Below are 12,863 nucleotides of genomic sequence, written 5' to 3' on the forward strand. Positions count from 1 at the left end.
CCTGTCGGGGCCATGAGTCGGTGGTGCTTCAACCGGAGCGCTTCTCCGGTCTCGTCGGGCCCGGGCCGTCGGCGGTGGTTCAACCGGAGCGGTTCTCCACTCTTGTGTGGGCCGGGTGCTGGCGGCAAGGGGACCGGAGCGCCTCTCCGGTCTCGTCGGGCCCGGGGCCGCTGGCGGTGATACAACCGGACCAGCTCTCCGGTCTCGCGCGGGCCGGGGCGCCGCCGGCCGCCGGACCGGACTGGCCCTCCGGTTTACGTCGGAGTCGGTCGCCGGCGACCGCTGAGTCGGAGTGCCTCTCCGGTTCCGCCCGGCCCGGGTTCGGTGCCGCCTCAGCCGGAGTAGTTCTCCGGTTCGGTTTGCCGTCCGTCGTCAGGCTCGCCCCTGCCGGAGTGGTTCTCCGCTCTTGCGGGAACCGGGCGCCGCCAGCAGGCGTACCGGAGTGGGTGTCCGGTTTCGTCGGGGCCGGTCGCCGGCAGCGGTGGAGGCGGAGTGGTTCTCCGGTCTCGCCCGGCGCGGATGCCGGTGGCGGTTCTGCCGGAGCCGTTCTCCGGTTCCGTTGTGAGGCGGCGGTGCTGGAGGGCCGTCCGTGTCTGCGGCCGCGCCCGGCGGCGGCTGCGCCGGAGCGGCTCTCCGGTTCCGGCGCTGGTCGCGTTCGCCCTGCCGGGCCCCGGCTCGGGACCTGTCGCCGGGGACGGCTCGGCGGTGCCGCAGGGCCGGCCTGCGCCGGAGTCCTGCCCGCCGCAGGGCCAACCACTTCTGCCGCGCCGGTCAACCATTCGCAACCGGCGTGCAGGCGTTCAACCCCACCCACGAAACAGCCCGAATCCATCCGGAGAACCCCGCACCCCACCCCCGGCGGATGGGCCCCCAGGCCCATCCGGCCTCCGGTAACTGCCAGCGGCAACCGTCGTGTTGGCGCCGCGCCACGCCGTCGTTCGGGGGACATTGCGGGGGTTCGGCCCCCGCGCCCGGCCAGGGTACGGGCATGTTCTGGAAGCGCATCCTCCGCAGGACCGCAGCCCTCGCCCTCCCGCTCGGGCTCCTGCTGACCCCGATCTCCCTCACCGCCGCGCCGGTCGCCAGTGCCGCCGTCGCCTGCCCGACCGTCAACGACCCGCTCCATGCCGCCAACAACGACAACGTCGACGTGGAGCGGATCAGCCCCGACCCCGCCTACCGCACCGACTGCCGCCAGCTCTACCGAGCAGACGGCCGGGCCCCGGACGTCGTTTTCGCCGAGGGCTTCGAGCCGAGGGACGTGGTGAACGGGCAGTACGACCTGGAGCAGTACGTCCTGGTCAACCAGCCATCGCCGTTCGTGAGCACGTCGTACGACCACGACCTGTACAAGGACTGGGGCTCGGCGCGCTTCAACTACTACATCGACGCGCCCGGCGGGATCGACGTCAACGCAACCATCGGCGACCAGCACCGCTGGGCGGACCAGGTCGAGGTGGCCTTCCCGGGTGGCGTCGCCACGGAGTTCATCGTTGGCGCCTGTCCCATCGACCGGGACACCAGGACCGAGGTCATGGCCGACTGCGTCGACAACCCGCACTACGAACCCTGGCGCGGCTGAGCGACGCCTCCGCCGCACCCCCGCCGCACCCTCGCCGCCCCCGCTCCGCCCCGCCCGCCGGGTTCGACCCGGCGGGCGGGAAGCGGGGAAACGGAGAACCTCACCGCCTCGTCAACGCAGCTCCGCCGTACAGCACTTGACGTTGCCGCCCGCCTTCAGCAGCTCGGACAGGTCGACCGGGACCGGTTCGAAGCCCCGTTCCCGCAGTGGTTCCAACAGCCCGACGGCGGCCTGCGGCAGGACCACGTGGTGGCCGTCGGAGACCGCGTTCAGGCCGAGCGCCAGCGCGTCCGCCTCCTCCGCGACGATCGCGTCGGGGAACAGCCGCCTCAGCACGGCCCGGCTGCCCGGGGAGAACGCCCCCGGGTAGTACATGACCGTGCTCCGCGCCGGCCCGCCCCCGTTCCCGCGCGCCGGCCCGTCCCCGTTCCCGTGCGCCGGCCCGTTCCCGTGCGCCGGCCCGTCCTCGTCACCGTTCCCGCCGTCGTCCAGCACGCACAGCGCGGTGTCCAGGTGGTAGAAGCGGGGGTTCACCAGGTCGAGCGCGATCACCGGGCGGCCGAAGAACTCCTGCGCCTCCTGCGGCGCCAGCGGGCTGGACCGGAAGCCGTGGCCCGCCAGCAGCCACCGGTCCGTCACCGCGAAGTCGCCCTCGCCCTCGTTGGTGTGTTGAGCGCGTTGAAACTCCGCGCACCCCCGCTCGCGGTGCCACTCCTCGTGCACCGTGGCCTCGCCGTACCGCTCGGGATGGGCGAAGCGCGCCCCCAACACCCGGTCCTCCAGCACCAGCCCGCCGTTGGCCGTGAAGACCAGGTCGGGCAGGTCCGGATGCGGGGTCAGCTCGTCCACCGTGTGGCCGAGCGAGCGATAACAGTCACGTAGATCGCTCCACTGGGCCATGGCCAGTCGGACATCGACAGGCTTGCTCAGGTCCATCCACGGATTGATCGAATACGTGACCCGGAAGTGCTCCGGAGGACACATCAGATAGCGACGGGGTCGGTACACAGAGGCTCCTTGTGGGTGAAGGGCCGCTTGGAAGAGGTGCGTGAAGCACTGCGGTGAGCACAGTGTGCCCAGCCCCGAAGCCGTTCACCCGGCCTCCCCCGATTACCCATCCGGGCCGGGGACAGGGCAGGATGAGCGCCAACCCGGAGGAGCCCTCAGCGGGTCCAGGGAGGTCCCGAAGGGACCGGTGGAGACCCACGGGGACCCGAGGGACGGCTGAGGAATAAGGCCGGTCCTCCGAACGCTGGTCTGCTTACGGGACGGAAGTGAGGCGGTAAGCACCTGATGGCACGCGAGAGCAGATTTCCCCGCTGGTTGCGTCGTGGTGGTCGAGGTGCCGGCGGTGAGGCCGCCGCGCAGGCCCGTGAGGAGTCGCTGCTCGCCGTCGCCAGAGCGGGGCTGCCCGTCGCCCCGGCCGCGCACCCGCAGGGCTACGGCTGTTCCTGTGCCAGGATCGGCTGTCCCACACCGGCGCGGCACCCGGTCTCCCTCACCTGGAACGCGGAGGCCACCACGGACGCCGAGCAGGTGCTGCGCTGGCTGCGCGCCGACCCCGAGGCCAACTTCGTCACCGCCACCGGCCGCGTCCACGACGTGCTGGACGTGCCGCTGGCGGCGGGCCTGGAGGCGCTGGAACGTTTGGCCGCCGACGGCATCGAGCTGGGCCCGGTGGCCGTCGCCGACCCCGACCGGATGCTGTTCTTCACCGCGACCAGAGGCACGCCCGACGACGAGGACGAGTGGTGGCCGTGCGAGCTGGACTGCCACCCCGAGACCATGGACGAGCACCCAGGGCTGCGCTGGCACTGCCGGGGCAGCTATGTCCTGCTGCCCCCGGCCCGGCTCACCGAGGAAGGCGGAGAGGGTGTCCGCTGGTTGCGCGGCCCGGAGCATCCGCTGCCCGACCCGCTGGCCCTGCTGGAGACCCTCACCGACGCCTGCGCCAGCCACCACCGCGAACCGGCCTGGCCCAACTGACCGAAAGCCTGGCTGGCCCAACTGACCGGCCGGAACCGGAAGGGGGCGAGGCCGTCGGCCCCGCCCCCTCGTTCCGCTCCTGCGGCTCGTTCCGCTCCCGCCGCGCCGTGCGCTACTCGCCCAGCGCGTTGAAGACGCCGCCCATCCGGGCCCGCAGGTCGACCGGGTCCTCGCCCTCCGGCACATAGGCGGTGAACGTGGCGTACCGCTGAAGGGTCACCGCCCGGGTGGCGGTCCCCTGCATCAGCGGCTGCACCAGTTCCTCGATCACGGGCGTCTGGCCCTCGGCCCAGGTCCGCTTCTCGTCCATCCGCATGGTGAACAGCACCAGCGCCCCGCCGTCGGCCGTCCGCACGGCGAACGTGGGGTGCTCCTTCTCCTCCTGCGGAACGTCCGCGTACTCGATGCCCACGGCCGGGTCATTGGCCCACTCGTCGCGGGTCGCCAGCACCTCGGAGGTGTGGGGGCCGCCGAGGAACGAGCCCTGCCCCTCGGCGAGGTAGGTCGCATAGGTCTCACCCAGCTCGCTGGGGATCACCGACAGGCCGGTGCTCTCGCTGGAGATCTGGATCTCCTCCAGGAAGCCGTCCTCGTCCTCCGCGAACTCCGGGATCGCCGACGGCTGGAGCACCGAGAGGTAGCGCGCCTTCCACGGCTCGTCCACGCTGTCGCGGGAGAACGTCATCAGCCAGCGGTAATCGCTGTCCTGGATCTCGGTGTCCACCATGAAGAACTTGGGCCAGCCGGCCTGCTGCGGGATCAGGAACCGGGGGTTGACCGGGGTCAGGCCCCCGTCCTCCTCGGTGGACTCCTCCTCGGCCGTCCCGTTCTCGGCCGAGCCCTCCTCGCCCGTCTCCTCCTCGGGCGGAGCCTCCCCGCCTGTCTCCTCCTCGGGCGGGGCCTCCTCGCCCTCCTCGGCGGCCTGGTCCTCGGCCAACGCGCCCTGGGCGATCAGCGCGGCACCGTTGATCTCCGCGAGCGCACCCGCTTCCACCGTCGCGTTCAACTCGGCGTCGTACGTTCTCCGCGCCTCGTTGGTGACCTCGAAGTAGTGCTCCAGGACCTGTTCGGCCTCGTTCTCGGTGGCCGCCGGCACCACGGCGGTCTCGCCGTGCACCGTCATGCAGCCCGACAGGGACGCCACCGTGGCCAGGCTCACCAACAGCCCCGCCGTGGTTGTCGTCAGTCGTGCGCGCAGCCGCATCTCCTCGGCCCTCCCCGTCGTGTGTCGCTCCGGCCCAGGCATCGTATCCGTGCCGGCGGCGCGCGCGTGCGTCGGATGCCGACGCGGGGCCTGGGAGCGGGCCCGCGTGCCGTGGGAGGATGCCGCCCATGGTGGGGACGGGGCGAACCTTGGGGTACGGGGCGGCCGTTGCGCGGCTGGCCGAGGCGCAGAAGACCGCCAAGGGCGTGTCCCTGTACTCCCGTTACGTCAACCGACCGGTCGGCCGCCGGCTGGCGGCCGCCGCCTACCGGCTGGGCCTCGGCCCCAACCAGGTCACCCTGCTGAGCGCCGCCGTCAGCGGCGCGGCCCTGGCGGCCGTCGCGCTGGCGCCGCCCTCCTGGGCGGTGGGGGTGGCCGTGTGGTTCGGGCTCTTCCTCGGTTTCGCGCTGGACTCCGCCGACGGTCAACTCGCCCGGCTGCTGGGCCGGTCGAGCCCGGCCGGCGAGTGGCTCGACCATGTGGTGGATCTGGCCAAGATCACCGCGCTGCACGCGGTGGTGCTGATCGCGTTCCATCGCCACTTCGAACTTCCCGGCGGCGGCTGGCTGTTGCTGCCGCTGGGCTTCCAACTCGCCCATCTGCTGATCTTCTTCGGCGGGCTGCTCACCGAGCAGCTGCGCCGGAACGCGCCAGGGCCCGCCGGCGGGCCGGTGCCCGGGCCGTCCCGGCGGCGCGCTGTGGCGCTGCTGCCGGTGGACTACGGAACGCTGTGCCTGCTGTTCGTGCTGCTGGGCGACGAACGCGCGTTCCGCTACGGCTATGCCGTCCTGGCCTGCGCCTACGGCCTGTTCTGCGCGGGCTTCTCGACGCGCTGGTTCCGCGCGCTCTCGGCGCTCGAGGCGCCGAGGCCGCCGGTTCCACCGACCCCGCCGGTTCCGCCCAACGCCTCCAGCGCGCCCCGCAGTTGAGTGCTGGAGGTGTGCACGGTGTACGGGAAGTAGACGATCCGCACGCCCACCGTGGCGAAGTCGCGCTCCAACTTCTGGCCCTTGGGCGTGCCGCGCCAGTCGTCGCCCTTGAACAGCACGTCGAACCGGACCTGTTGCCAGGTCTCCAACTTGTCCGGAACAGTCTCCACGAACGCGGCGTCCACGTAACGGATGCTGCGCACGATCTCCAGCCGCTCCACCAGCGGGATCACCGGCGGCCTGCCCTTGGCGAGCGTCGCCATCTCGTCGGAGACCACGCCGGCCACCAGGTAGTCGCAGCGATCGCGTGCGTGCCGAAGGATGTTGAGGTGCCCCACATGGAAGAGGTCGTAGACCCCCGGTGCGTAGCCCACGGTCTGCATGACGCCCGAACCCCCCACTGGCCGGTCACCGCTTCCCCGGCACCCTAACCCGCGCCCCCGCCCCCCGGGCCCGGAACGAACGGGTTGGCGGGAACGGAGCGGTGCTCCGGAACGGGAGGAGCCGGCCGGCGGATCGGAGTGGCGTTCCGCAACGGCGTGGGTCGGGCCGGACAAGTGGATCGGCGCTCCGGATCGGCGTAGATGGGGCCGGGTAAGTGGAGCGGTGCTCCGGATCGGTACGAACCACCCAGCGGAAACGGAGTGGCGTTCCGGAACGGTGCGGATGGGATGGGCAAGCGGAGCAGTGCTCCATATCGGCGGGAACCGACCGGCCGAAGCGGAGCGGCGGTCCGTATCGGCGTGGGTCGGCCGGATATGTGGATCGGCGCTCCGGATCGGCATGAACCGCCCCGCAGGAACCGGAAACGGAGCAGCGCTCCGAAACGACACCAACCCCCGGCCGGAACGGAGCGCTGCTCCGTTTTGCGTGAACCGGCCCGGTGACGGGGCGGGTTGGCGCGTTCCCGGCCCGACGCCTTCCGCCCGTCCGGAAGCTGACGCGTGGTCGTGCCCCACCCGTGACGCGCGGATAGGCTGTGCGCCACCGCTGCCAGGGAAGACCACCGCTGTCCCGGGGGCAGAAGACCGCCGCAGGGCGGGAGCTGCCACGGAGGCGGAGAAGAGGAGCGTCGTGAGCGACCCGCAGGCCCCCGGTGGCGAACGTCTGCTGCTGGTGTCCACCAACTACGCCCCCGAACAGGCCGGAATCGGCCCCTACGCGACCCAGCTCGCCGAGCACTGGGCCGCCGAACGGGACGCGGAGGTCCATGTGTTGGCCGGGCTGCCGCACTACCCGGCCTGGCGCGTCGACCCCGCCTACCGGGGGCGTTGGCGGCTGGTCGACGAGCGCGCAGGCGTGCTGGTCCACCGCCGTCGGCACTATGTCCCGGCGCGGCAGAGCGCGGTGCGGCGCGCCGCCTACGAGGGCAGCATTCTCGGCCACGGGCTGCTCGCCCCGCCCCGGATCGCCCGGCCCGACGCGGTGGTCGCGCAGGTGCCCAGCCTGGCCGGCGGGTTGCTCGCCGCGCGGTTGGCGCGGCGCCACGGCGTTCCGTTCGTGCCCATCGTCCAGGACCTGATGGGCGCGGCCGCCGCGCAGAGCGGCATCGCGGGCGGCGGGCGGGTCGCCGCCCTGGCCTCCGGCGTCGAGCGGCGGATGCTGGCCGGCGCCACCCTGGTGGGCGTCATCCACGAGTCGTTCCGGGAACGGGTGCGCGCCCTGGGCGTGCCGGCGGAACGGGTGCGCCTCGTCCCCAACTGGTCCCATGTCACGCCCCCCACGCGCCCCCGCGCACACACCCGCGCGCGGCTGGGCTGGCCGCCCGGGCAGACCGTGCTGCTGCACTCCGGCAACATGGGCCTCAAGCAGGGCCTCGACGTGCTGATCGACGCCGCCAGGCTCGCCCCCGAACTCCGCGTGGTGCTGATGGGCGACGGCTCCTGTCGCGCCCAACTCGCAGAGCGGGCCGCTTCGTTGCCCAACGTCGACCTGCTGCCGCCGGCCGACGAGGCGGAGTTCCCCGAGATCCTGGCCGCCGCCGACGCGCTGCTGGTCACCCAGCGGGCCAGCGTCCTGGACATGAGCGTGCCCTCCAAGCTCACCTCCTACTTCGTCGCCGCCCGCCCGGTCATCGCCTCCGTCGCCGGCAACGGCGGCACCGCGCAGGAGCTGCGGCGTTCCGCCGGCGGCCGGCTGGTGCCGCCCGAGGACCCGGCCGCGCTGGTCGCCGCCGCCCGCGAACTGGTCGCCGACCCCGTCGAGGCCGACGCCATCGGCGCCAGGGGAGCCGCCTACGCCGCCACCCACCTCTCCCGCGCCGCCGGCCTCACCCGGATCTCCGCGCTGCTCGACGAGGCCCTGGCCGCGCACGCGCCGGCGCGCGTCCGCACCGCGCGCCCGGCGCTTCCGCCCCGGGGAGCGCCGGCGTGAGCGCGGTCGCGGTCGCGGGCGCGGAGCGCGCCGCCCAGCCCCAGCAGCCCTGGGACGAACCCGACCTGCTGCGCGACCAGTTCCGCCAACTGCTGCGCTACCGCGCCCTGATCATCTGCGGCATCCTCATCGGCCTGGCCGGCGGCGCCTGGCTGGGCCTGACCGCCAACGAGAGCTACGTCGCCACCAGCGAGGTCAGCCTGCGCACCCCCACCACCGACCCGTTCGCCGGCACCGCCGCCATGGACCGGGTCGCCATGGGCTCCGAACGCCGCACCGCCGTCAGCGACATCGTCGCCGAGCGCGCCGGCCAGACCCTCGGCACCGCAGAGAGCCTGGGCCGCCTCAAGCGCGGCCTGGCCGTCACCAACCCGCCCAACACGCAGGTGCTGCGGTTCGCCTACACCGCGAACGACCCCGAGGTCGCGGCCCAGCGCGCCAACGCGTTCGTCACCGCCTACCTCGCCAACCGGCAGGCCGACGCGGACGAGACCATCGCCCAGAACGTCGCATCCCTCGAAGGCCAGCGCGAGCCGCTGCTGGAGCGCCGCGACCAGCTCCAGACCGAGGTCGACACCCTCGTCGAGGGCACCGCCGCCTACGACCTGGCCGTCGCCGACCTCTCCCAGGTCGTCGGCCAGATCGCCGAACTCAACTCCGACATCAGCGCGTTGCGCGCCCTGGACACCACCGGCGGCCGGGTCATCACCGAGGCCACCCCGCCCACCTCGCCGGCCGGGCCGGGGCTGCCGCTGCTGCTCGGCCTGGGCTATGTCGTCGGCATCGGCCTGGGGCTGCTGGCCGCCTGGGTGCGGCTGGTCTTCGACCCCACTGTCCGCACGGCGGGCGACGTCACCCGCGCGCTGCGCGCGCCGGTGCTCGGCGTGCTGCCGCGCGCCGGGCGCGTTCCCGACCAACTCCTCGCCGAGGGCCGGCTCGCGGAGGAGTACCGTTCCATCGCGTTCCGCCTCGCCTACGACGAGACCTTCGCCCAGCGCCGCCGGCTGCTGGTCGTCGCCCCGCGCGGCGGCATCGAGACGCCGCTGGCCGCCGCCGTCAACATCACCGCCGCGTTCGCCGAGATGGGCATGAACGCCCTGCTCGTCGAGGCCGACCTGCGCACCCCCACCCTCATCGAGCAGCTGCGGCACGCCGACGGCGTCCGCCCCGGCTGGGCCCGCACCCCGGGCCGCGCCGAGGGCGGCGGCTGGCCGGCCGGGATGCGCGTCCCGATAGACGCGGGGGAGTCCGGCATCTTCGACCTGGTCCCGGGGCGCCGGGTGCGCAACGTGCCGCGCGCCCTGACCTCCCCGGCCGCCACCGAACTCCTGGGCCACGCCGACGCCCGGGGCTCGGTGGTCGTGGTGCTCGCGCCGCCCGTCCTCTCCTACGCCGACGCCATCGCGTTGATCGACCGCGTGGACGGCGTGCTGGTGGTCTGCGACCCCGGCGAGGTGCGCCGCGAGGACCTCGCCCGGGTCCGTGAACTCGTCGTCGGCGCCGGCGGGTTGCTGCTGGGCGCCGTGCTCCACTCCTGGGGCAACGGCTCCGAGCACACCCGTGGCCAGACCGAGACGCCGCGCGACGCGCCGGCTGCCGCGCCCGCCCCACGGGCCGCGCCCGGCGGCCCCACGGGCGCCCGCCGCAGCCCCGCCCCCGACCGGGGCGAGGGCAACTCCGAGACCATGGGCCTGCGCGTGCTCAACCCCGCCGAACTGGAGGACGGCAGCAACGACCCCCGCCCCTGACCCACGCCCCGGACCATCCCGCACCGACCCACCTACGGCGCGCGCCGCCCGGCCGCGCCGGCGCGCACCACCCCGTGTGCCATCCCGCGCACCCCGGCGCGCAACCCGATCGCCCGCCACCACCCACTGACCCCCGCAGTGAGCAGAGAAAACACCCAGTGAGCAGAGAAAACGGCGCCTCGCCCCGCCCGGCCGGCCCCGCCGAACCCCCGACACCCCCGTCCGTGAAGAGCCCCCGCACCTCCCTCACCTCCCTGGCCGCCGTCGCCGACCAGGGCGTCGCCGCCCTCACCAACATCGCCGTGGTGATCGTCGCCGCCCGCCAGTCGACGGCCGACGACTTCGCCTCCTTCGCCGTCGTCTACACCGTCTTCGCCGTCCTCCTCGGCGCCACCGGTGCCTACGTCGGCCAGCCCCTGGTGCTCCGCCGGGGCGCCAACTTCACCCTCAACCGCCACTGTTGGGACGCCGCGACGTTCACCCTCGCCGGCTCCGCCGCCCTCGGCGCGGTTCTGGCGCTGGCCACGTTCGCCCTCCCCGGCGGCACCGCCGCCGGCCTGGCCGCGCTCGGCCTGGTCCTGCCGATCGTCCTCACCCAGGACGTGCTCCGCTACGCCTGCTCGCTGCTGGGCATACCCCAACTCGCCCTGACCGTCGACACGTTGCGGCTGGCGGTCGTCGTTCCCGTGCTCGCGGCCCAGCCACACGGCTCGGGGCCGGGACAACTCGTCCTCGCCTGGGGCCTGTCGGCGCTGCCCGCGCTGCTGCTGGCCGCCGGGCTGCTCGCCTGGCGCACGCGCGAGGTGCGCGGCATCCGCCCGGCACGGCTGCTCGGCCACCGCCACCTCGGGCGGCGCTTCGTCGTCGAGTTCGGCGTCGGCAACGCCGCGTCCCAACTCGCCATCATCGGCCTGGGGTTGATAGCCAACCCGCTGGCCGTCGGCGCGCTGCGCGGCGCCAGCACGCTCTTCGGGCCGCTCAACGTGCTCTTCAACGCCGCCACCGGCTTCGGCCCGCCGCTCCTCAACGCCCGCCCCGGCGCCCACCGTCAGGCCCGCGCCGCCCTCGCCGCCGGCGCCACCCTGGCCGTCACGGCCCTGGTGTGGGCCACGGTCCTCACCGTTCTCCCCGACACCATGGGCCGCGAACTCCTCGGCGCCACCTGGGACTCGGCGTCCGAGATCCTCACCGCCACCGGCGGCCAGTACGCGTTCATGGCCCTGGGCACCTGCGCGCTGCTCCTGCTGCGGGTGCTGACCCCGCGCGCGACCCTGCCCATCCAGCTGGTCTTCTCCGCGTTCTCCGTGGTCGCCCTGCTCGTCGGCTACGCCACCGGCGGCATCCTCGGCGCGGCCTGGGGCCTGGCCATCGGCTCCGCCGCGAAGGCGGCGGCGGCCTGGCTCCGCGCGGCGCTGGAACTCCGCACGGTGGTGCGGAGTTGACGGGAGGACCCTTGGGCAGGGCGCACGGGATGGGGGGAGGGCGGCCGGATGAGCGGCAGCAGTGTGTCCTGGATTCCCCGGTTCTTCGATCTGGGCTACCGCATCACGTTCGCCCGCCGCATCGCACCGCGCGAACTCCTCTCCCGCATGGGCGCTGACCCGGGCTCCCCGCGCCGGTACACGGCGATCGAGGCGGCCCTGGCGCAGCGAGGGGTGGCGACAAGCCACTGGGTGGCCCGCGCCGGGCTGCACCGGGGATGGGCTTACTGGGCCTATACGGCGAAGCGAGCGCTGTTGCCGTCCGAACCGGAGAGGTTCGTCAACGGGGACGAGGTGAGCCTTACCGTGGCCGCGCAGAGATTCGGAACGGTCCTCCCCGCGCGTGGGATGGTCGAGTCCGAACGTCTCCTCTCCGCCGTGGTGGGGTGTCCATGACCGTTTCCGGAAACGAGGGCCCGCACCTCACCCCCTGGGCGCGGTGGGCCATCGATCTGTTGGTGGCGGACCGGGACGCCGAGGCGCGGACGCCGCTGCGTCGCTTTCCGCTGGCCGCCCCGGCGGACGGGCCCCCGGGGCCGGCGCTGTACCTGAAGGACGAGTCGCGGCGGCCCACCGGCAGCCTCAAGCACGGGCCGGCCCGAGAGCTGCTGCTCACCGCGCTGCGCGCCGGCGAGATCGACCGGAGCACGCCGCTGTTCGAGGCGACCAGCGGCAACATGGCCGTGGCGCAGGCCCACTTCGCGCGGCTGCTGGGCCTCCCGTTCACCGCCGTCGTTCCGGAGAGGGCCTCCGCCGCCAAGCGGCGCCGCATCGAGGAGCATGGCGGTCGCTGCCATCCCGCCGACCCGCCGCTCGCCGTCTACGAGAAGGCCGACCAGTTGGCCCGCGCGGCCGGCGGCCACTACCTCGACCATCTGCGCCGCGTCGGCGCGGCCCTCGACGCGGCGAACGCGGCGCAGGCGGCGGAGAGGGACTCCGGTCTGGCGGGCGAGATCCTGCGCGACCTCGACGAGGCGGGGCTGCCGGCGCCCGCCTGGATCGTGGTGGGCGTCGGCAGCGGAGCCACCTCCCGCGCGATCGGCCGCCGGCTGCGCGCGCGTTCCCTGCCCACCCGCCTCGCCGTGGTGGACCCGGAGAACTCCTCCTATTTCCCCGGCTGGGCCGGCGGCGTCCTCGACTACAGCACCGGAATGCCCTCGCGGATCGAGGGCATCGGCCGCCCCAGGATGGAGCCCGCCTTCGACCCGGAGGTGGTGGACCTGGTCATCCCCGTTCCCGACGCCGCCAGCGTGGCCGCGATGCGCCACCTCCACGCGGTGACCGGGCTGCGGGCCGGCCCCTCCTCCGGCGCCTGCCTCTGGGGCGCGTTCCACCTCGTCGACCGGATGCGCCGGGACGGCGGCGGGGACGCCGGGCCGGTCGTCGCGCTCGTCGGCGACGCCGGAGAGCCGTACCGGGACACCTACTACGACGACGCGTGGACCGAGGCCAGGGGCTGGCGGCTGGCCGATCCCCTCGCCCGGGCCGAGCCCTTCACGCGCGGCGACGGTTGGCGGCCCGCCACCCCGCCCCAACGATGAACGGACCCCCTTCATGAAT

10 protein-coding genes and 1 pseudogene are annotated in these 12,863 nt (G+C 73.8%); 8 read left to right on the top strand and 3 right to left on the bottom strand.

Features of this window, described 5'->3' with window-relative positions:
- The first annotated feature begins 988 nt into the window (after window positions 1–988).
- The gene (locus FH609_RS18415) at window positions 989–1,582 is read left to right on the top strand and encodes an ADP-ribosyltransferase (protein ID WP_139668921.1); all 594 of its coding nucleotides are present in this window, start codon (window positions 989–991) and stop codon (window positions 1,580–1,582) included.
- A gap of 111 nt (window positions 1,583–1,693) precedes the next feature.
- Here FH609_RS18415 and FH609_RS18420 read toward each other — a convergent pair whose 3' ends face one another.
- Window positions 1,694–2,566: a dimethylarginine dimethylaminohydrolase family protein gene (locus FH609_RS18420; protein ID WP_139669024.1), complete on the bottom strand. Its 873-nt coding sequence runs from the start codon at window positions 2,564–2,566 to the stop codon at window positions 1,694–1,696.
- A gap of 309 nt (window positions 2,567–2,875) precedes the next feature.
- Between FH609_RS18420 and FH609_RS18425 the strand changes: the two genes are divergently transcribed.
- A complete protein-coding gene (locus FH609_RS18425) occupies window positions 2,876–3,568 on the top strand; it encodes a bifunctional DNA primase/polymerase (RefSeq protein ID WP_139668923.1) in 693 nt (230 codons plus the stop codon).
- Window positions 3,569–3,680: 112 nt separating this feature from the next.
- Here the strand turns inward: FH609_RS18425 and FH609_RS18430 are convergent, their stop codons facing one another.
- Complete coding sequence (locus tag FH609_RS18430) at window positions 3,681–4,772, bottom strand: hypothetical protein (protein WP_139668924.1); 1,092 nt, start codon at window positions 4,770–4,772, stop codon at window positions 3,681–3,683.
- 128 nt (window positions 4,773–4,900) lie between these two features.
- Between FH609_RS18430 and FH609_RS18435 the strand changes: the two are divergent.
- Window positions 4,901–5,629, top strand: a pseudogene (locus FH609_RS18435) (CDP-alcohol phosphatidyltransferase family protein); the annotation flags it as partial.
- On the opposite strand, the gene FH609_RS31750 reads toward FH609_RS18435, so the two are convergent.
- Window positions 5,572–6,084: an adenylyltransferase/cytidyltransferase family protein gene (locus FH609_RS31750; RefSeq protein ID WP_139668926.1), complete on the bottom strand. Its 513-nt coding sequence runs from the start codon at window positions 6,082–6,084 to the stop codon at window positions 5,572–5,574. The pseudogene FH609_RS18435 and the gene FH609_RS31750 sit on opposite strands and share 58 nt — an antisense overlap.
- A 691-nt stretch (window positions 6,085–6,775) precedes the next feature.
- On the opposite strand from FH609_RS31750, the gene FH609_RS18445 reads away from it, so the two are divergent.
- From FH609_RS18445 to FH609_RS18465, 5 genes are all read left to right on the top strand, one after another.
- Window positions 6,776–8,074, top strand: a complete 1,299-nt coding sequence (locus FH609_RS18445) for a glycosyltransferase family 4 protein (RefSeq protein ID WP_226961783.1) — start codon at window positions 6,776–6,778, stop codon at window positions 8,072–8,074.
- The gene (locus FH609_RS18450; protein ID WP_139668931.1) at window positions 8,071–9,822 is read left to right on the top strand and encodes a lipopolysaccharide biosynthesis protein; all 1,752 of its coding nucleotides are present in this window, start codon (window positions 8,071–8,073) and stop codon (window positions 9,820–9,822) included. Before FH609_RS18445 ends, FH609_RS18450 begins: the two co-directional genes overlap by 4 nt.
- Before the next feature lie 224 nt (window positions 9,823–10,046).
- The gene (locus FH609_RS18455) at window positions 10,047–11,264 is read left to right on the top strand and encodes a hypothetical protein (RefSeq protein ID WP_139668933.1); all 1,218 of its coding nucleotides are present in this window, start codon (window positions 10,047–10,049) and stop codon (window positions 11,262–11,264) included.
- Between the two features lie 48 nt (window positions 11,265–11,312).
- Window positions 11,313–11,699, top strand: a complete 387-nt coding sequence (locus tag FH609_RS18460; protein WP_139668935.1) for a hypothetical protein — start codon at window positions 11,313–11,315, stop codon at window positions 11,697–11,699.
- Window positions 11,696–12,844, top strand: coding sequence for a PLP-dependent cysteine synthase family protein (locus FH609_RS18465; RefSeq protein WP_139668937.1), 1,149 nt, complete (start codon window positions 11,696–11,698; stop codon window positions 12,842–12,844). Before FH609_RS18460 ends, FH609_RS18465 begins: the two co-directional genes overlap by 4 nt.
- Window positions 12,845–12,863 lie beyond the last annotated feature (19 nt).

It is taken from the genome of Streptomyces sp. 3MP-14 (assembly GCF_006334905.2).
Lineage (GTDB): Bacteria > Actinomycetota > Actinomycetes > Streptomycetales > Streptomycetaceae > Streptomyces > Streptomyces triticirhizae.